The following is an 18837-nucleotide window of genomic DNA, read 5'->3' as shown; positions in this document are numbered from 1 at the left end:
AGCCACAATTGTGACTCAAAACGCCTTTGTTTGATTAAAGTATACGGAAATTCAAAGAATATGCAACCGTTTTCTATTAAATTATCTCAATTTCTTTCATCCAAAGATTTACTGCTGCATCACTTGGCATTCTGAAATCTCCTCTTGGAGATAATGTTACTGTACCAACCTTGGGACCATCTGGCATGCAGCTTCTCTTGAACTGCTGAGTGAAGAATCTCCAGTAGAACTTCTTCAACCATTTAAGGATTTCTTCACGACTGTAGTCACCATCAAAGGATTTTTGTGCAAGCCTGAAAATCTTTGATGGTGAAAATCCAAAGCGAAGCATGTAATACAAAAAGTAATCGTGAAGCTCGTATGGTCCCACCAAGTCTTCTGTCCTCTGCGAAATCTTTCCATCTTCATCTGGTGGAATAAGCTCTGGGCTGACTGGTGTATCAAAAATATCTTTTAGTGTACTGCTGAGAATTCCCTCTGTTCTGTTTGCCTCATATTCCACAAGCCATCTTACAAGGGTCTTTGGAATAGACGAATTAACAGCATACATTGACATATGATCACCATTATAGGTAGCCCATCCCAGTGCAAGCTCCGATAAATCACCCGTACCAATTACAATTCCACCAAGCATGTTTGCCTTATCCATAAGAATCTGGGTGCGCTCTCGTGCCTGACCATTCTCGTAGGTGACATCATGATTATTACTATCCTGACCAATATCTTCAAAGTGCTGGCTGACACTTGCTATAATGTTAATCTCCTCAAGGGTTGTGCCATATGCTTCTGCTAGTCTGCAGGCATTGATGTAGGTTCTATCTGTAGTACCAAAGCATGGCATTGTAATACAGTGGATTCCCTTTTTATCAAGTCCCAATCTGTCATAGGCATGAACTGTAACAATAAGAGCAAGTGTAGAATCAAGACCTCCGGACAAACCAATAATCACATTTTTGCAACCAATATGTCTGATTCTAGTCATGAGACCTACTGCCTGCATAGTAAGAATCTCCTCACATCGGCTTTCCAAATCATATTTTACAGTAGGAACGAATGGTGTCTTTGGTGGAGCAAATGTTATCTTTGTCTCCACTGGCTTTAATGAAAACTCTGACTGATGACTTTCACAATCCGTATTTACGATAAAAGTATTCATGCGCCTGCGCTCATGAGCCAGTCTATCCACATCTACATCAGCAATTATCATCTCATTATCGAATATCTTTGATTCCGCATATACGGTACCATTTTCTGCAATGATATTGTGACCTGCAAAAACCATATCCTGTGTGGACTCTCCCACACCTGCATCTGCATATGCATAGGCACAAAGAAGACTTCCCGATTTTGCCTTAATAAGATTTCTTCTGTAATCAGCCTTTCCTATCACCTCATCACTTGCTGAAAGATTGAAAATAATAATGGCTCCGCTTTTAGCCAGATTTACCGATGGAGTCTCTGCCACCCAAAGATCCTCACAAATCTCTATTCCAAATTTCAGATTATTAAGCTCCTGGCAAACAAAAATGTGATTGCTGCAAAGTACTGCGATCCCTGCTGCACCAAAGCTAATCTCTTCATAAAGGCTGTCATCTGCTGGTGTGAAATGTCTCAGCTCATAGAACTCGCTGTAGTTTGGAATATTCCTTTTTGCTGTGGCACCGATTACTTTGCCACCCTTAATAACTGCTGCAATGTTATATAGCTTATTTCTCACCTGATACGGCAAGCCTACAATGCTGACAATATCTAAGGTGGCTGTAGCACTGGCAATATCCTCTACTGCCTTCACCGCCCCCTTTAACAAAACATCCTGTAAGAACAAATCTCCACAGGTATATCCTGTAACACAAAGCTCTGGAAAACATATAATTTTTACTCCCTTTTCCTGGGCTTCTTTGACTAATCTAATTATTTCATCTGCATTGTGCTCTGTATCTGCCACCTTAATATCAGGTGTAGCACATGCAATTTTTATAAATCCGTCTTTCAATTTAATTTCCTTCCCGAAAAAAAATAAAAGACGCCCGCTATCATAGCAGACGCCTTTGTCTTTTAAGATTTTAAAACTTATGATTTAATTTTGCAATACTTGGCCAGATTCATCATTGATTAGTCTATATAGACTTTATATGGCTTCCCACAACCTCAGAAACATCTGAAATGGTGGTGAAGGTACTTCCTGGAAAATCATTAAGCAGTGCCTTGAGCTCATAAATCTCAGCACGGGTTACAACACAATATAGAATATCCTTCTCATTGTTTGAAACAAGGCCTTCGCCGTGCATAAATGTTACAGTGCGCCCCAGCTTTGTGAATATCTCGTCAGCCAGCTTACTTCCCTCGTCAGTAATTATCATTACAGACTTTGCACTGCCAAAGCCTATTTCAACAACATCAATCACCTTTGAAGAAATAAAATACATCAACAAAGAATACATTCCTCTGTCAAAATCAAATACAACTCCGGCAACTGTAAAAATAAATACATTAAAAATCAAAATAACCTGACCTGTGGATATAGAAAAATTCCTGTTTAGGATAACAGCAACAACTTCTGTTCCATCCAGGCAGCCACCACCTTTAAGTACCAGACCAACACCCAGACCAAGAAGAACTCCGCCGTATGTAATGGCAAGCAACATCTCACCTGTAGCATTTTCAACTGGCTCAAAAACTCCTGTCATTACAGAGAAAAGAATGATGGCGTAAACCATTCTGACAACCAGCTGATGTCCCATTTTTCTGAAAGCCACTATAACAAATGGTGCATTTATAATTACAATCATTATTCCAAGTGGAAGTTGTATAAAGTGAGACACAATCATACTTATACCAGTAACTCCACCATCAAAAATCTTATTTGGAACCAAGAACTCTTCAATAGCAAATGCCGCTATAATAGCACCTAAAGTAAGCTCAACATAGGAAACCAACAGATTTTTCTTCTCTTTCATAGGCGATTCCTCTCACTAAAAAGCACATTAAATTATCTGTCTGAAGGTGTATAACAACATTCTAATCGTACAACTTCTCCTTTTCAAGAAAACTATCTGTTAAAATTTCTTGTAGACTTTGCTGCTTTAATGTGCTAAACTGTCCGTAATTTATTATGGCTTTAATTTTGGAGGGTTGTATATGGAAAACTTTTTAGCTTCTGTCGAAAACATCAATAATGCAGTGAATGGTTTCGTCTGGGGACTACCTATGCTTATCCTTTTGGTAGGTACTGGTATTCTTATGACCTGTCTTACAAGATTCTTTCAGATTTCACATTTTAAACATTGGATTAAGAACACTATAGGTGGTATCTTCAAAGATTCTCACGTAACAGCTCACACTGATAAAGAAGATACTCAGATTTCTCAGTTCCAGAGTCTTTGCACAGCCTTAGCTGCAACAATTGGTACTGGTAATATCGCAGGTGTTGCTGCTGCCATCGCTTCCGGTGGTCCTGGTGCGATTTTCTGGATGTGGATTGTTGCATTCTTTGGAATGATGACAAACTTCTCTGAAAATGTTCTCGGTATCTACTACCGTAGAAGAAATGAAAAGAACGAGTGGTGTGGTGGTGCCATGTACTATCTTCGCGATGGTCTTGGCGGAAAGAAGGGCTATAGACATCTTGGCTCTGGCCTTGCAGTTCTGTTCTCAGTTTTCTGTATTTTAGCTTCATTTGGTATCGGAAACATGGGACAGATTAATTCCATCGCTGTGAATTTAAATTCCGTTTTTGGAATTCCTTATATCGTTACCGGTATTTTCCTTATGATTTTCGCCGCTCTGGTAATTGTAGGTGGTTTAAAAAGAATCGCCGCTGTTACAGAAAAGTTGGTTCCATTTATGGCTCTTATCTACATGGTTTGTGCACTTATTGTATGTGCCTTCCATATTGACCAGTTCGGAGCAGTTTTCACTTCTATCATCAAGAGTGCCTTTGGTATGCGTGCTGTTGGTGGTGGTATCGTTGGTAGTGGTGTTGCCATGGCTGTACAGTTTGGTATGAAGCGAGGCGTTTTCTCAAATGAGGCAGGTCTTGGTTCTTCCGTAATGGTTCACTCAAGCTCAAATGTAAGAGAGCCTGTAGTACAGGGTATGTGGGGAATCTTCGAGGTTTTTGCTGATACAATCATTGTTTGTAGTGTTACAGCTTTTGCTGTCCTTTCAAGTGGATTGGTTGATTTGGAAACTGGAAAGGTAATTTCAGATCAGGTTTCTACTGCACTTGTTGCAGAGGCTTTCTCTACTGTATTTGGAAAATTTGGTTCTGCCTTTATCGCTATCGCAATAATTCCATTTGCTTTTTCTACTGTTCTCGGCTGGAGCCAGTATGGTAGCAAGGCTTTTGAGTATCTTTTTGGCAGAAAAACAATCAAGTTCTACCATATAGTTTTCGTTGCTTTTATCGTAGTTGGTGCCACTATGGATTTGACACTTGCATGGGATCTTTCAGATACATTCAATGGACTTATGGCTATACCAAACCTTATCGGTGTAGTTACTCTTAGCGGTACTGTTATGAAGATTACACACAACTATGTTCAGAGAAATATCCTTCATATGAACGTAAAGCCTATGCTTTCTGCTTTAGAAGACATTCAGGAATTACATGAGCAGGAGCTCCTTGAGAAAGCTCTCCAAAAAGAATTAAAAGAAAAAGAAAAAACAGCTTAAATAACTACAAAAAATTAGAGCTAAGACATTTGCGATATGCATTGTCTTAGCTCTTTTTTTATCTTTATTTTAAATATTCTGCTCATGAACTAATTTCATGGCTCTATAGGAAATCAACTCATCATCTGTCATGGCCAAAAGTTCATCTCGTGAAATCCATCTGTAATCAATTGTCTCACCCTCCTGCAAAACAATAGAATCTTTTTTGCAATCAGTCTCACAAAGGTACAGAACGTAGATAGAATGATTCTTATCAATTGACATACGACCGATTTCTCTTAGTGTTCCTTCTATGCCGGTTTCCTCTTTAAGCTCTCGCTTTGATGCCACCTCTGGTCCTTCGCCCTGTAGTGCTGAGCCTCCAGCAGAAAGTTCCCACTGACCACCATGAGTTTTCTCATGGTCGCGCTGCATTATCAGGTAGGTTCCATCTACATGTCTTACGATAATATCGCAAACCAGGTGATAGATATTGTCAGGAATATGCTGTCCACGTACAAGTGTGGTGCCTTCTATTTTAGTAAAATCTTTGTTGTACGCATCCCATAATTCTGCCATAAAGACTCCTTTCATCGACTACTTATAGCAATGATAAAAGATAGTAGCAATATCTACCACTACCTGTCCATCCTTTTCCAGTAATTTGGCAAAATATTCTTCAAGCTTTTTGCTGTTAGCCTTAATGTATTTTCCGCTGTTTGGGTAGCGTCTGTTGAGACGCTCCATCAGCTCTTCTACAGTAGTAAATCTAAGTGGCTGAGGAAGAATATCTACCTCAATCTCACGAAAAAATTCGGAAAGCATCTCCTTAGTCTGAGCCTGACGCTGCTCCATGGCTACACGCTCCTCCACCGCAAATGCTGGATTCACTCCTGCATCCTTGAGAATACACTCCCAGTAGCCATACTCTTCTACAACTCCATAATAATTTACAGAGAACATTCCGCCTGGCTTTAAAGTCTTTGCTGCACGCTTTACAAAAGCCTTCATGTCACTGAAGAAATTCAAAAGATAATGTGCAATCACCTTGTCATAAGTATTTTCTGGAATAGTGTCCCATGTAGCTTCCTGCTCCAGGTCTCCCCAGTAAAGGTTAATCTCTGTATCCTTTGAAAGTGAAGCCTACATGCTTAAGTGCAATTATCTTCTCCAAAACTGCAAGAGATTCATTATCGTATAAACGATAATTCCCTTCTGTGTATCCTACTGGCTTTAATAATCCCTTCTCGTCATATAATCTTAAAGCCTTCTGTGATACTCCTGTCTTCTCAGCGATCTCTCCTGATGTCATTTTCTTTTCCATTTTAGTTTTCCCTTTCCGAGGAAAGATTTCATGCGCATGTTTTGTTTCCCCTTGCTCTTCTTGTTTACAAATAGAAGAATAAAGTATGCCCCAAGGGAAGAGTCAACACATAATTTTAAAAAATTCCTTTTAAATATTTATAGCATATATCCAATATGTAATCACTTTGTGTCTTACATTAAATATTCATAAATTCTGTATGTCAAAAAGTCTAATGCTTCTTCATCCACCGAATAAATCATGAAGCTACCCTTGCGACTTTTTGATACTAGCCCGCCTGCACTCAATACTTTTAACTGCTTTGATACAGCAGCCTCAGATATTCCCAGCTTCAAAGCCAAATGTTGAGTTGTGTCCGGCATATTTTTCAGGCTTCTAAGGATTTTCAATCTGGTGCCATCTGCCAAGCCCTTGTAGAGCTTCACCAGCTCCTCAGGAGGACATGTATCCACAGCCTCCGCATAAAAGTGCTTCACTGTAAACAAATTATTCTTATGCAATCCAAGTATCAAATGTGGACTGAGGAAAATACTTCCTGTCACATATACTTTCCCCACATTCTCATATTCGAAATGATATTCCTTGTTCTTATAAAAAATAATTTCTTCCTGGGTAAGCTTTAATCGCTCATGAATTTCTGACAGGGATTTTGCCATCCCCTCATCCTCCCATGACTTCAACATTTTTCTTAAGGCTGAATTCATAAGAGGCTCAATTATAATTATCTCCTGATAAAAATATTTATCATAAAACTCTCTGGCAACCTGAATAATTTTTTTCTTTTGCGTTGGCGTAATTGTTTTACCATTGTCTTCAAAAATTCTTTTCCAATTACTAATGGGATAGGCTTCTAAAGTTATCAACGCCTCAGGTACATTCATATCTCTGATTTCCACCGATGCATCGCCAAAGGCAAAATCCATCGGTGCAAGCCATTCATCCGTACAATCTGACAACCCTCGAATTTCCTCTATCAGCTCTTCGTCTATCTGCTGCTGCAATCTTTCCCACCAATGGAGCCTCGCCGTGTGATGCTCAGGATTGCAGATTACATGCATAGCCGCAAACATCTCAAAAAGTGGGGAAAAGAAAATCTCCCCACTCATTTGATAAGTCAACGAATCTTCAATTCTATCAGTGCAAATGCCTATCCTCATAAAACTACTTTCTAAAACAGGACAACGTTTCCTGTCTTTCTCATATGTTTTTCAACTATTTGTATTGTAATCAATGTTGCACCTAAAAGCACCATAATTATTACCAAGCTGATTAAAATTGTTGTCTTTATTGAGGATATGCTGGCTGCATTTAATGAAACCTGTCTAAGGGCTTCCAGTACATAGGTCAAAGGGAAAATGCAGCTGATTATTCTTGCCCATCCTGGGAAAATCACCACAGGAACCTTCACCCCAGCAAATATTTCCATTGGCTCCTCCAAGATAGTAAACAGAAAATCTGTATCTCTCGAATATAAAAAGCACGCATTCAAAAATACTCCCCACAAAAGTGCCATCACCATAAAAATCGCCAACACCAAAATCAGTCCTACAATATTTACATTAAGTGCACTTCTGTTGAACAGTATGATGAGCATTCCAAAAATAAACATTACCACCGCACTTTCAAATACAGATGAAAGGGCATTTCCCAGTAGAACCGCCAGTCTGTTTGCTGGTGAAAGGTAAATGTACTCCAGTGTTCCGCTCTGTCTCTCCCGGGAAAAATTCCATGCGGACTGCACTACTGATCTAAAAAAGCTCATGGCCATATAGCCTAAAAGTATAAATACCAAAATGTTTTCTGTGCTGATATACGAAATAATATTTCCACCAAAATCAAATGCTCTATAGCTGTAATAGGCTGCCAAAAAGCTAAACATTGGCCATACAAATAGGGATACATATATCAGCCTGTTATTAAAATAATTTCTATGTTGCTTGTAGCTTTCAGCCAATAAAACTTTCATAAAATATTTCATGCGATGCCCTTTTCCTCTCTTTCAATATTTTTTGATAGCTTTATCACTGCCTGCTCCAAGGATGGCTCCAGCTTGTGAAGCTCGTTAATAACAAGACCCTCTCTAACTGCAAACTCTGCAAGTATGGATGATAATTCCAAGCGTGATGATATATTGGCAGTCCTTCCTTCCAGCTCTACACTTGAATCACCATCAAGGATTAACAAATGATTTCTCAGCTTTGCCACAACAGCTTCATCCATCCCCTGCACTGAGAATGCATAATACTTCTTCGTAAATACGAAGTCAGTCAATTCCTTCTTTGTTCCTTCCACAACCAGCTCACCATTATTTACCATATAGATATAATCGCAAAGCTCTTCCACTTCTGACAAATAATGAGATGTTAATAGGATTCCTTTTCCCTGCTCCTTGGCAAGATTTTTGATTTCCTCATGAAGCTCCTGAGTTACCACAGCATCCAGGCCTATTGTTGGCTCATCTAAGAAAATGTACTTTGGATTATTTATCATTCCTCTGGCTATCTGCAAACGCTGCTTCATGCCTTTCGAAAAAGTCTCCACAGGAAGATTTGCCTTATCCTCCAATCCTACCAGCTTTAAAAGCTTATCGATTCTACGGCGAAGCTCATTGTTTTCAATTCCATATAGCTGGCCATAGTACCAGAGATTTTCATAGGCTGTCAGTCGCCAGTAAATCATTCTCTCGCCACCAGCAATCATATTTATCTGCTTTTTAACCTGATGAGGATTCATCAACGCATCCATTCCATCAAACATATATGAGCCAGAAGTTGGTTCTATCAGTGTTGTAAGCATCTTGATTGTCGTTGTTTTTCCTGCTCCATTTATTCCAAGCAGACCTACTATCTGCCCCGCTTCTATTTTCATGGAAATATCTTTTACGGCTTCCACCTTCTCCCTTGTTGAATGGAAAAAGTTCTGTCTTCTCTTTACGTCATAGGTTTTCTTTAAATTATGTACTTCAATCATCTTCTAGCCCTCCATCTTTTCCAACGCTATTCTCTCCACCTGTTTCATCAGTGGAAATCCCACCACAATATATATTGTTCCTAGAATAAATACTCTCAAACTTACTAGCATAAAGCTTTCTGTGGATAACCCACCTAATAAAGCTCCGCGCATCAAGGTAAGTGCATCTGTAACAGGAATTATGCTTCCTATAAGCTGCAACCAACTAGGTAAATATTCCTTAGGAAATGTGATTCCACACACTAAAAACATTGCCGTAAACAAAGTGTTTTGGGAAATGTATGTATCTCTGGCATAGAGCATCAAGCATCCAAGCATTAGTGATAATCCGAAGAAACCATATAAGGAAAGTAATGTGGCTACCACAAATTTCAATAATGAAAAATCGTGTATTCTAAGTCCAAAAAATACTCCGATTAATGTGGCTATTGCTGTCTCACCAAAGGTCATAAACGTCTGAAGAAGCATGTTTCCCAGAAAATATGATGTTCGTTTGAAAGGAGCCAACATCAGACTTTCCAGTGTTCCCTCCCTCAGTTCCGTAATCAATGTCCTGCTTACATTCAGGCAAGTCCTGACCACAAACAGATACATCAAGCTACCAACAATGGCATAACTCATGTAATCACTGGTTCCTGCCAGCTCCGTAAAATCCACGGCTAATCGTTTTCTAAAAAAATAATGATACATAAGCCATGCACCAAAGGTGGTATAGAAGGATGTCAAAATGCATCCCACCATGAAGCTCATTGGGTAGGCGTGGAGTCTTATTTGAAACTCCTTTTTAATTGTTGCGTTCAAAACTTTTAAGTCCATTTACCCTCCCTTTTGATTAACCATTTAGTTAATCATTTTTATTTTTTCAAAAATATACGGAAGTATAATGGGTCATAAGCTTTTTGTCAACAAAAAAAAGAGACAGGTATATAAACCTGTCTCTCAGCTTATAAAGTTTTTTTAGCTCTAATCACTGAATACTTTTCTAATTCACAAACGTCCCCAAATTTAGCAAAGCCATTCTTTATCCAAAAGGCCTCTGCCTGTGGGTTTCCATCCACCCACGCCAACTGAATGGTACTAAAGCCATCATTCACAAGAACAGCTGACAGCTGGGCTATAATATCACTTCCGATGCCCTGCTTTTGCAAATCAGCATCTACCATGAAAAACCCTATATAAGCAGTCTGTGGACTTGGATATTTGCGAATCAAATCCAGTACTGCTATAAGCTTGTCCCCATCATAATATCCCACATAAAATTTATCTGAGATATTCTTACCAAAAGGCACAGCTTTCATATCAGATTCTATGCTCTGCTCAGTAACATATGGCGGGCAATAATCATAATACATTTTATTCTTGCTACACAGATTATATATTACCGGTATGTCATCCTGCTGCAATTTTCTCACAACGTAATTTTTTGAAAAACCAGCTATGTCCATGTGATACCCCCAATTCGTGCCAAATCCAAGTCTTTATATTTTGGTGACTTCTATAATAGCACTATTGAGTGCCCATTCTGTGACGTGAAAGAAAATTATAATAATCCGCCGTATTCGTAACCAGCTTCCTCAACTGCTGACTTGATAGCTGCCTCATCAACATCCTTTGAGTTATTGATTGTCACAAGGTTCTCCTCGTGTGATGCTACTACGCTGTCAATACCATCGATAGCCTCAAGTGCCTTCTGTACATGAGCCTCACAATGTCCACACATCATTCCAGTAACTTTAATCTTCATTTTTTTCTCTTCCTTTCTATCTTCAACTTTATTATTTTGTTCTATTAAAATCCCTGATACAGGGTTCTTAATCATTTTATCTTTTGAGCTATCATATGGCTTAATCAGGTTAAGTCTCAGTGCGTTACTTACCACGCAAAAACTTGATAGCCCCATAGCTGCTGCGCCAAAAATTGGATTAAGCTCCCATCCAAATGCAGCTACGTAGCATCCTGCTGCAAGAGGAATGCCAAGTACATTGTAGAAGAATGCCCAGAACAGGTTCTCATGAATATTTGTGAGAGTCTTTCTGGAAATCCTTATGGCAGCTGCCACATCTTTAATACTACTCTTCATTAATACTACATCTGCAGCATCAATTGCAATATCTGTTCCTGCACCAATGGCTATTCCAAGATTTGCGGAGGTAAGTGCTGGCGCATCATTTATGCCATCACCTACCATGGTAGTCATGCCATGTTCCATAAGCTGTCTTACCACAGTTTCCTTTCCATCAGGCTTCACTGATGCCACAACCTGGTCAACTCCTGCCTGCTTGGCAATAGCATCTGCCGTAATTTCATTGTCACCTGTCAGCATTACCACATGGATTCCCATGTTCTTAAGCTCTGTGATGGCTTCTTTGGAATCTTCCTTGATTACATCAGCTACTGCGATTATGCCTAGAAGCTCACCTTCCCTGGCAAAAAGTAGTGGTGTTTTGCCCATTCTTGCCAAATCATCGATTACCTTCTTATTCTCCTGGCTAAGTTCACCGGCAACACTCTTAATGTATTTGGCATTTCCACCATACACAATCTTGCCATCTATTCTTGCCTTCAATCCACTGCCTGAAAGTACTTCAAATTCTGTAGTCTCTTTCAGCTCTAAATTCTTCTCAGAGGCATATTCTGTAATGGCCTTTGAGATAGGATGTTCACTTTTTGACTCAAGTGCATAAGCAATTGTCAACAATTCCTCCTGTGAAATGTCAGCTACAGGAGTGATGTCTGTGACCTTCATCTCGCCTGTTGTGATTGTGCCAGTCTTATCCAGAGCCACAATCTGAGTCTTGCCAGCCTGCTCCAAAGAAGCTGCAGTTTTGAAAAGTACTCCAGTCTTTGCTGCCACACCATTTCCAACCATGATGGCTACTGGTGTTGCCAGGCCAAGTGCACATGGGCAGCTGATTACCAGCACTGATACAGCCCTTGCTATGGCATAACCTACAGTCTGTCCGACCAAAAGCCAGGCAATAAATGTTATAACCGAAATAGAAATTACCGCTGGCACAAACACTCCAGACACCCTGTCAGCAATCTTTGCGATAGGTGCTTTTGTGGCTGCCGCATCACTTACCATCTTTATAATGGCAGAAAGTGTTGTGTCCTCTCCTACTCGCTGAGCCTCGCAGACCATATATCCCGATGAGTTGATTGTGGCAGCGTATACTTTGTCGCCTACAGCCTTCTCAGCTGGAACGCTTTCGCCTGTGAGGGCCGCTTCATTTACAGCACTTTCACCTTCCACTACGATACCGTCCACCGGTATGCTGTCTCCAGGTCTTACTACAAATCTGTCGCCCACCTGCACCTCTTCAATAGCTACTGTGGTCTCCACTCCATCTCTGAGGATTACTGCTGTTTTTGGAGAAAGGTTCATCAATCCCTTTAAGGCATCCGTAGTCTTTCCTTTTGATTTTGCCTCAAGCATCTTACCAACTGTAATCAGTGTAAGAATCATGGCTGCAGCCTCAAAATAGAACTGCTTCATGAAATACATTACCTGCGTTTCGTCATTTGCCAGCACGGCTGATGTCATGGCAAAAAGTGCAACCACGCTGTACACATATGATGCTGTGGCACCTAATGCCACCAGCGTATCCATATTAGGAGATCTGTGAATCAAGCCCTTAAATCCACTGATGAAAAACTTCTGGTTAATCACCATGACAAGTCCAGCTAAAATAAGCTGATACAATCCCATTGCCACGTGATTGCCATCAAGAAATCCTGGAAGTGGCCAGTCCCACAGCATATGTCCCATAGACACATATAAAAGTGGAATCAAAAGAATAATTGAAGCAATCAATCTCTTCTTCATCTTTGGTGTCTCTGTGTCTTTTAGGGAATCATCGGATTGGGCCTGCGTCTTTTTGCCACCTTCTGCCTTAATGCTTGCACCATAGCCTGCTGCCTCAACAGCTGCTATGATTGCCTCGGGAGATGCTGTTCCCTTTACTCCCATAGAATTTGTTAATAAGCTGACTGCACAGCTGTCCACACCTTCCACAGCACTAACTGCCTTTTCTACTCTGGTCTGGCAGGCAGCGCAGCTCATTCCTGTTACTTTGTATTGTTCCATATAATCACCTAGATTCTTCTAAAAGCTAATTTCTAAGTCCTACTTTTAATCACCACTTAATTGTAAGAATTTTTATTAATTTCTAATTCATACTTAATTGCAATGATTATCCTTTTATTTCATTAATTTTTGTAATGTGCATACAAGCTCATCGATAACCTCGTCATTGCCTTCACGAATATTATCAGCCACACAGGTCTTCATATGATTTGCCAGTAAGACCTTGTTAAAGCTGTTTAATGCAGATGTAATAGCTGAAACCTGTACGAGAATATCTGTACAGTACGCATCATTCTCAAGCATGTTCTCTACACCTCTCACCTGGCCCTCGATTCTCTTGAGCCTGTTCATGAGATCCTTAAACTCTTTATCATCTCTTTCCTTTGTCTTTCCTGAGCAGCAGCAACATTCCTCCTGCATCATGTTCTCTTTATTTGTATTCTCTGCCATAAGAATAACTCCTTTTACATTTCTAACCGGGTATCCCAGATACCCCTATGGGGTATCTTTATTGATTGGATTATATACCCCCATAGGGTATCCTGTCAACCTAAAAAAGAGATAGGCTTTGACCTATCTCTTTTTGTTTGAATCGCTATGTTATTAAACGCTCTTTAGGATTAGCATTACTCCTGAAATAATCAAAAGAATTATCACTATTCTCTTTACTATTTTTTCATCAATAATAGTGGCACTTTTAATACCTGTAAATAATCCTATAAGTACAAATGGCAATAAAATGGCTGCTTGTTTTATGCTTGAAAATGTAATGATCCCCAGCACACTATATAGAATTAATCTGAATGTATTATCAACTATAAATACTGCACTGATATTAGCTTTGAATTCATTGCTGGTGTCTGCCACTCTCCCTATGTATGCTGCCAGTAATGCTCCTACGCCAAATAATCCACAAAGGACACCTGACAATATTCCAATAATCAACAAAAGTACTTTAGATTCTTTGAATTTTAGCGTCTGAACTTCTCTCAAATACATCTCTATCCCAAGAAGAATTATTATCACTCCAAAGAATGCTTTAATATGATTTGTGTTTGCATTCTTCAAAAGCAACGCCCCTGGAATACTTCCAAGTAGTACTAATATTGATAATGGAAGAAATATTTTTATATCCAGCTGCTTTCTATGTCTGTATGTGAGTATGAGATTTGTGGGATAACCAAGCATAAGCTCCACCGGCGATATGGCAATATTATTAACTCCAAATCCCAATATTGAAGTAAACACCAATGTATTTGCAAACCCGCACAGCCCCTTAATATAAAAAGCTGCCAACGTTGCTAGTATCCATAAAAACAATTTTCAAAATCCTCTTTTCTTTAAATAACTCTTTTAGGATTTTACACCAAATGAAATCAAATGACATCTGGCAGAAAAATAATTTGTGGCATCACTATATTTTTCATCTATGCCATGGTTATGCATAAAGGATTCTTTGCCTTCCTTGTAGTTTTCGGTCCCACTTTTGCTAATAAAATCCACATAGTCATTGACTCTGACTGAAACATTTTTCAATCCCAGCTGATTCATATAGCCAGGTATTTTCAATCCCACCAAAAAGTCTCTTCCACCATTTGAATATTCCTGCTGCCATCTCTCTTTTAAGAATTCATCATTCTCAAAAACATCAAAATCCTTGTCATCGATATAAAGCCCTGCATTTTCCATTCTTCTGCTAGGCTCTATACATATTACCAGACCTCCAGTGACTGCAGAATCTATCATCTTCTGTAAAACTTCTTTTACTTCCGGAATATGGCGGAGTACAGACTGACATATTACAATATCATATTTATCTGTGGGTTCGTATTCTAGAAGATTTATCACCTCAAAGTCTGTATTGTATTTTGTCTCCTTAAAATCTTCTCTAGCTTTTTCTATCAAATCCTCAGCGATATCTATTCCTTTATAGCTGCTTCCATCAGGAACTATAGGTAATAATCTTGTACCTAAATCACCATATCCACAGCCCACATCGAGAATCTTTACTGGATGATCTATCTTCCATACCTGCTTAACCAGAAATTCAAAATAGTCATCATTCCACATTCTTTTACGAGTATTTTCTAAATAGCCAACTTCTTTATTCCAGTCCTTCATTACCTCTCCTTGTTTAATTTTTTCTGAGTTTACACCTTTACGCTGCGTTAAGGTCAATACTACTTTTTAATTATTTTTCCTTGCAACAAAAGTTACTACATTTGTGGATAAAGAGCTTCTTATATTTTCTCTTGGAATCTCATAGTTCTGCTGAACCACATTCTTTTTAAGAATTTTCCAATCTTTGAAAATACTATCCAGCCTTTTTAAAAGGACCTCAGTAGCCAAATTTACTTCGAAGTTAGGCTCTATTTCAGCCACATTATTTATATTAAATTCAGTAACCTCAGTGTTTATAACCAAGCACACTATTCCGTATTTACGAATCCCTAGCTCTATCTCTCTTAGTTTATCAAAGAAATGTTCCTCTGTATCTATGTGTTCCAGAGCTGAAATAGCCATAATCAAATCATATGAATTCGCTTGTATTTTGTATTCTTCAATAGGTTTAATAATCCCACTAATATTCCCACTAACATCGTATTGTTCCGCATTACTTACAAGTATCTCAACAGCTATTTCAAGAATATCCACACAGTCAATCTGACAATTATTTTCCTTTAATTCCTGTGCAAGAAAAATACTATTTCTTCCTACTCCAGCCCCTAAATCTAAAATCCTTACTTCTTCATAATGTACAAATAAAGGAACTAATTCCTCAACAGTTTTTATAGGTTTCCTCAGCCATGTATCGGAATCATAAAGCTTCTCTTTGGTATAAACTTCAGTATGAGATTTTTCTTCATTTTGCCTAATTCTTGATATACGTGAATCCATTTTCCCATTAAACCTCACGCTCGTTCCTTCTAAATAATACCTTCTAATTTAATTTTTCTTATAAGTGTTTAATCTACATAATACAATAATAGTTGCTTTTTATATAGATATTTTTCGATTAATAAAATACAATATTTAACATATCACATAATGGAAGGGAGAAAGCTAATGCCAACGATAGATAATTTAGAATGGACCTTTGATAAAGTTCCAGAACTATATGCAAAAATCAGACCATCTTATCCTACTGAGTTATATGAATGCATTTTTGATTATTTTAATGTTGATGACAACAGCAAGCTAATAGAAATTGGCATTGGCGGTGGCCAAGCCACACCTCCATTTCTTAAAACACGATGTGATCTAACAGCAATTGAGTATGGTGAAAAGCTTTCCAAGCTTTGTAGAGACAAGTTCAAAGACTATCCAAAATTTAAAGTTATTACTGGGAAATTTGAGGACATTGAAATACCTGAGAATACTTATGACCTTATCTATTCTGCCTCAGCATTTCACTGGGTACCAGAAGAACTCGGATACACCAAAGTCTATAATTCTTTAGTAAGTGGTGGTGTATTTGCCAGATTTGCAAACCATCCATTCAGATGTAAAAATGATCCTGAATTATCAAAAGCAATAGATGAAATATATGAGCAGTACTATTATAGCTATTACGATAAGGCTCCTGCAGCACCTTCTGAATATACAGAGGAAGATGCTAAACTTCGAGCTGATATAGCTTTAAAATATGGCTTTAAGGATGTCACCTATAAACTCTTTCATAGAATTAGAGAATTTAATGCTCAGGAATATATACAGCTTCTTGGCACTTATTCTGATCACATTGCCATAGAATCATCAATAAGAGAAAAGTTCTTTAATGAGATTGAAAAGGCTATTGAAGCATACGGAGATACCATAAAACTTTATGATACCCTCGACCTTCAACTGGCTAGAAAATAATAACAAAGCTTATTTTATTGGTACAATTTCAGCATGAGCAGTTTTAAAATGTACTTCTTTATTTGTATATTCGATTCCTTCCTCTATGCAGCGAATGATATTAATCACTCCTGCATGGGTAACTAGAAGAATATCACCTTCTAATGCTTCTGTACTAATCTTAAACTTATTCCAGGCTTCCTTTATGCGATTATAGACCTGCTTAGGGCTTTCACCGTTAGGATACTGCTGCTCCCAATCCAGCGAAGAGAAATAAAGACCAGGATATTCTTTTTCAAATCTCACTTTTGGAATACCTGCCAAATCTCCATTATTTGTCTCTCTAAATCCTTCAAGTAAAGTAACTGGTAATCCCAGGTGCTTTGAAACTATTTCTGCTGTTTCTCTAGCTCGAGGTAAATCACTGGAATAAATATACTTTATATTAAAATTATTTTCATCTATTAACTTACAGGATTTCTCTACCTGCTCTTTTCCTTTTTGTGACAGACCTGCATCGCTCCAACCACCCAGTCTGGAATCATCATCTGCGCCATGTCGCATCAAAATAATCATATTCCCCTCCAAGTCACTCTATGTTATTTAACAATTATAATAGACAAGTGATTGAAATTATATATTATGCAATAAGATATTTCAAATATATTCTTAAATTTAAAACAAAAAAAGAGATAGGTTAAAACCTATCTCTTTCAAATAAAGCGTGCGTGAGAGGATTCGAACCCCCGACACCTTGGTCCGTAGCCAAGTGCTCTATCCAGCTGAGCTACACACACATATAATTTATTACTCCAGTGAGTAAATGCCGTAGACCGGAATCGAACCGGTACGATGTCGCCACCACGGGATTTTAAGTCCCGCGCGTCTGCCAGTTCCGCCACTACGGCATAGCCAAAAGGCTAATGGGACCTACAGGGCTCGAACCTGTGACCCCCTGCTTGTAAGGCAGATGCTCTCCCAGCTGAGCTAAGATCCCATAATGTTAAAACTGGAAACGACCCCAGAGGGACTTGAACCCTCGACCTCCGCCGTGACAGGGCGGCGCTCTAACCAACTGAGCCATGAGGCCATATTAAAAACTGAAATAGAAAGTGGACCCTCAGGGACTCGAACCCTGGACCGACCGGTTATGAGCCGGTTGCTCTAACCAACTGAGCTAAAGGTCCATATTGTAACAATAACAAGCAAGACCCTTACAAAAAAAATTGGCCTCTTTCTACTCAATAGAAAAAAGCCGATGATCGGACTCGAACCGATAACCTGCTGATTACAAATCAGCTGCTCTGCCAATTGAGCCACATCGGCTTAATACTAAGTATTGCCTTTAGGCAAATGACTCCGACGGGAATTGAACCCGTGTTACCGCCGTGAAAGGGCGATGTCTTAACCGCTTGACCACGGAGCCAAACTAGCTGAAATCCAACGCCTGAATTCAGCGACTGATTAATGATAACATACAAAATTGAAATAATCAACCTCATATGAGCTCCCCAAGTAGGACTCGAACCTACGACAACTCGGTTAACAGCCGAGTGCTCTACCAACTGAGCTATTGAGGAATATTACTTTGGCTGACTAGCAACCTCAAAACTTCACACAGTCATGCGAGAATTATTCGCTAAACATCTTTATAGAATAAACCTTCGATCTATTAGTATTCATCAGCTGAATGCGTTACCGCACTTACACCTTGAACCTATCTACCTTATCGTCTTTAAGGGATCTTATCTCCTTGAAGGAGGGGATATCTCATCTTGAGGGGGGCTTCACGCTTAGATGCCTTCAGCGTTTATCCCGTCCAGACTTGGCTACTCAGCTATGCCGTTGGTCGACAGCTGATACACCAGTGGTCCGTCCACCCCGGTCCTCTCGTACTAGGGGCAGCTCCTCTCAAATATCCTCCGCCCGCGCCGGATAGGGACCGAACTGTCTCACGACGTTC

18 protein-coding genes, 8 tRNA genes and 1 rRNA gene are annotated in these 18837 nt (G+C 39.2%); 2 read left to right on the top strand and 25 right to left on the bottom strand.

All coding sequences use genetic code 11. The features are described from left to right. Positions 1–76 precede the first annotated feature (76 nt). Positions 77–1993: an NAD(+) synthase gene (locus G592_RS0112750; protein ID WP_028248151.1), complete on the bottom strand. Its 1917-nt coding sequence runs from the start codon at positions 1991–1993 to the stop codon at positions 77–79. A gap of 124 nt (positions 1994–2117) precedes the next feature. Then, a complete protein-coding gene (locus G592_RS0112745; RefSeq protein ID WP_028248150.1) occupies positions 2118–2957 on the bottom strand; it encodes a YitT family protein in 840 nt (279 codons plus the stop codon). Between the two features lie 181 nt (positions 2958–3138). Between G592_RS0112745 and G592_RS0112740 the strand changes: the two genes are divergently transcribed. Next, the gene (locus G592_RS0112740) at positions 3139–4674 is read left to right on the top strand and encodes an alanine/glycine:cation symporter family protein (protein ID WP_028248149.1); all 1536 of its coding nucleotides are present in this window, start codon (positions 3139–3141) and stop codon (positions 4672–4674) included. Between the two features lie 69 nt (positions 4675–4743). Here the strand turns inward: G592_RS0112740 and G592_RS0112735 are convergent, their stop codons facing one another. The 13 genes from G592_RS0112735 to G592_RS0112675 all read right to left on the bottom strand — a co-directional run bounded on the left by G592_RS0112735 (position 4744) and on the right by G592_RS0112675 (position 15950). Further along, complete coding sequence (locus G592_RS0112735) at positions 4744–5232, bottom strand: NUDIX hydrolase (RefSeq protein WP_028248148.1); 489 nt, start codon at positions 5230–5232, stop codon at positions 4744–4746. A gap of 18 nt (positions 5233–5250) precedes the next feature. Then, positions 5251–5682 carry a hypothetical protein gene (locus tag G592_RS17885; RefSeq protein ID WP_242830179.1) on the bottom strand — a complete coding sequence of 144 codons (432 nt, stop codon included), beginning with the start codon at positions 5680–5682 and terminating at the stop codon, positions 5251–5253. A gap of 85 nt (positions 5683–5767) precedes the next feature. Then, positions 5768–5977, bottom strand: coding sequence for a MerR family transcriptional regulator (locus G592_RS17880; protein ID WP_051194920.1), 210 nt, complete (start codon positions 5975–5977; stop codon positions 5768–5770). A gap of 173 nt (positions 5978–6150) precedes the next feature. Continuing rightward, complete coding sequence (locus G592_RS0112720) at positions 6151–7134, bottom strand: metalloregulator ArsR/SmtB family transcription factor (protein WP_028248146.1); 984 nt, start codon at positions 7132–7134, stop codon at positions 6151–6153. 11 nt (positions 7135–7145) lie between these two features. After that, positions 7146–7955 carry an ABC transporter permease gene (locus G592_RS0112715; protein WP_028248145.1) on the bottom strand — a complete coding sequence of 270 codons (810 nt, stop codon included), beginning with the start codon at positions 7953–7955 and terminating at the stop codon, positions 7146–7148. Continuing rightward, on the bottom strand, positions 7952–8947 hold the full coding sequence (locus G592_RS0112710) for an ABC transporter ATP-binding protein (protein WP_028248144.1): 996 nt from the start codon (positions 8945–8947) through the stop codon (positions 7952–7954). The genes G592_RS0112715 and G592_RS0112710 overlap by 4 nt, the downstream gene beginning before the upstream one ends. A gap of 3 nt (positions 8948–8950) precedes the next feature. Continuing rightward, entirely contained in the window at positions 8951–9763 is an 813-nt protein-coding gene (locus tag G592_RS0112705; RefSeq protein ID WP_028248143.1) for an ABC transporter permease, read from the bottom strand. Between the two features lie 128 nt (positions 9764–9891). Further along, on the bottom strand, positions 9892–10392 hold the full coding sequence (locus tag G592_RS0112700) for a GNAT family N-acetyltransferase (protein WP_028248142.1): 501 nt from the start codon (positions 10390–10392) through the stop codon (positions 9892–9894). Between the two features lie 95 nt (positions 10393–10487). Continuing rightward, complete coding sequence (locus tag G592_RS0112695; protein WP_028248141.1) at positions 10488–13034, bottom strand: heavy metal translocating P-type ATPase; 2547 nt, start codon at positions 13032–13034, stop codon at positions 10488–10490. Positions 13035–13148: 114 nt separating this feature from the next. Further along, on the bottom strand, positions 13149–13454 hold the full coding sequence (locus G592_RS0112690) for a metal-sensing transcriptional repressor (RefSeq protein ID WP_196801849.1): 306 nt from the start codon (positions 13452–13454) through the stop codon (positions 13149–13151). Between the two features lie 183 nt (positions 13455–13637). Then, positions 13638–14330: a sulfite exporter TauE/SafE family protein gene (locus tag G592_RS0112685; protein ID WP_242830178.1), complete on the bottom strand. Its 693-nt coding sequence runs from the start codon at positions 14328–14330 to the stop codon at positions 13638–13640. Positions 14331–14387: 57 nt separating this feature from the next. Continuing rightward, positions 14388–15155, bottom strand: a complete 768-nt coding sequence (locus G592_RS16550; RefSeq protein ID WP_051194918.1) for a class I SAM-dependent methyltransferase — start codon at positions 15153–15155, stop codon at positions 14388–14390. A 66-nt stretch (positions 15156–15221) separates the two neighbouring features. After that, positions 15222–15950, bottom strand: a complete 729-nt coding sequence (locus G592_RS0112675) for a class I SAM-dependent methyltransferase (protein WP_028248138.1) — start codon at positions 15948–15950, stop codon at positions 15222–15224. A gap of 150 nt (positions 15951–16100) precedes the next feature. On the opposite strand from G592_RS0112675, the gene G592_RS0112670 reads away from it, so the two are divergent. After that, positions 16101–16895, top strand: coding sequence for a class I SAM-dependent methyltransferase (locus G592_RS0112670; protein WP_028248137.1), 795 nt, complete (start codon positions 16101–16103; stop codon positions 16893–16895). A 9-nt stretch (positions 16896–16904) separates the two neighbouring features. On the opposite strand, the gene G592_RS0112665 is transcribed toward G592_RS0112670, so the two are convergent. The 10 genes from G592_RS0112665 to G592_RS0112620 form a co-directional block, all read right to left on the bottom strand. Then, positions 16905–17450, bottom strand: a complete 546-nt coding sequence (locus tag G592_RS0112665) for a histidine phosphatase family protein (protein WP_028248136.1) — start codon at positions 17448–17450, stop codon at positions 16905–16907. Positions 17451–17597: 147 nt separating this feature from the next. Continuing rightward, positions 17598–17671, bottom strand: a tRNA-Arg gene (locus tag G592_RS0112660). Between the two features lie 27 nt (positions 17672–17698). Continuing rightward, positions 17699–17782, bottom strand: a tRNA-Leu gene (locus G592_RS0112655). A 16-nt stretch (positions 17783–17798) separates the two neighbouring features. Continuing rightward, positions 17799–17871, bottom strand: a tRNA-Val gene (locus G592_RS0112650). Between the two features lie 19 nt (positions 17872–17890). Beyond that, positions 17891–17964, bottom strand: a tRNA-Asp gene (locus G592_RS0112645). Positions 17965–17987: 23 nt separating this feature from the next. Then, positions 17988–18061 (bottom strand) — tRNA-Ile (locus G592_RS0112640). 66 nt (positions 18062–18127) lie between these two features. Then, positions 18128–18200, bottom strand: a tRNA-Thr gene (locus G592_RS0112635). A gap of 28 nt (positions 18201–18228) precedes the next feature. Next, a tRNA-Glu gene (locus G592_RS0112630) sits at positions 18229–18300 on the bottom strand. 81 nt (positions 18301–18381) lie between these two features. Continuing rightward, positions 18382–18454, bottom strand: a tRNA-Asn gene (locus tag G592_RS0112625). Between the two features lie 72 nt (positions 18455–18526). Further along, positions 18527–18837: ribosomal RNA gene (locus G592_RS0112620) — 23S ribosomal RNA — on the bottom strand; the annotation flags it as partial.

This window comes from Pseudobutyrivibrio ruminis CF1b, assembly GCF_000424005.1.
Taxonomy (GTDB): Bacteria; Bacillota; Clostridia; order Lachnospirales; family Lachnospiraceae; genus Pseudobutyrivibrio; species Pseudobutyrivibrio ruminis_C.
Note: the sequence above shows the minus strand (reverse complement) of the source record. Positions and strands in the feature narration are given on the sequence as shown.

What these genes read in the sequence shown, in the direction of transcription:
- G592_RS0112745 (WP_028248150.1), bottom strand. Translation starts at nt 2,957, where the DNA reads ATGAAAGAGAAGAAAAATCTGTTGGTTTCCTATGTTGAGCTTACTTTA.
- G592_RS0112740 (WP_028248149.1), top strand. Translation starts at nt 3,139, where the DNA reads ATGGAAAACTTTTTAGCTTCTGTCGAAAACATCAATAATGCAGTGAAT.
- G592_RS0112735 (WP_028248148.1), bottom strand. Translation starts at nt 5,232, where the DNA reads ATGGCAGAATTATGGGATGCGTACAACAAAGATTTTACTAAAATAGAA.
- G592_RS17880 (WP_051194920.1), bottom strand. Translation starts at nt 5,977, where the DNA reads ATGGAAAAGAAAATGACATCAGGAGAGATCGCTGAGAAGACAGGAGTA.
- G592_RS0112720 (WP_028248146.1), bottom strand. Translation starts at nt 7,134, where the DNA reads ATGAGGATAGGCATTTGCACTGATAGAATTGAAGATTCGTTGACTTAT.
- G592_RS0112715 (WP_028248145.1), bottom strand. Translation starts at nt 7,955, where the DNA reads ATGAAATATTTTATGAAAGTTTTATTGGCTGAAAGCTACAAGCAACAT.
- G592_RS0112710 (WP_028248144.1), bottom strand. Translation starts at nt 8,947, where the DNA reads ATGATTGAAGTACATAATTTAAAGAAAACCTATGACGTAAAGAGAAGA.
- G592_RS0112705 (WP_028248143.1), bottom strand. Translation starts at nt 9,763, where the DNA reads ATGGACTTAAAAGTTTTGAACGCAACAATTAAAAAGGAGTTTCAAATA.
- G592_RS0112700 (WP_028248142.1), bottom strand. Translation starts at nt 10,392, where the DNA reads ATGGACATAGCTGGTTTTTCAAAAAATTACGTTGTGAGAAAATTGCAG.
- G592_RS0112695 (WP_028248141.1), bottom strand. Translation starts at nt 13,034, where the DNA reads ATGGAACAATACAAAGTAACAGGAATGAGCTGCGCTGCCTGCCAGACC.
- G592_RS0112690 (WP_196801849.1), bottom strand. Translation starts at nt 13,454, where the DNA reads ATGCAGGAGGAATGTTGCTGCTGCTCAGGAAAGACAAAGGAAAGAGAT.
- G592_RS16550 (WP_051194918.1), bottom strand. Translation starts at nt 15,155, where the DNA reads ATGAAGGACTGGAATAAAGAAGTTGGCTATTTAGAAAATACTCGTAAA.
- G592_RS0112670 (WP_028248137.1), top strand. Translation starts at nt 16,101, where the DNA reads ATGCCAACGATAGATAATTTAGAATGGACCTTTGATAAAGTTCCAGAA.
- G592_RS0112665 (WP_028248136.1), bottom strand. Translation starts at nt 17,450, where the DNA reads ATGATTATTTTGATGCGACATGGCGCAGATGATGATTCCAGACTGGGT.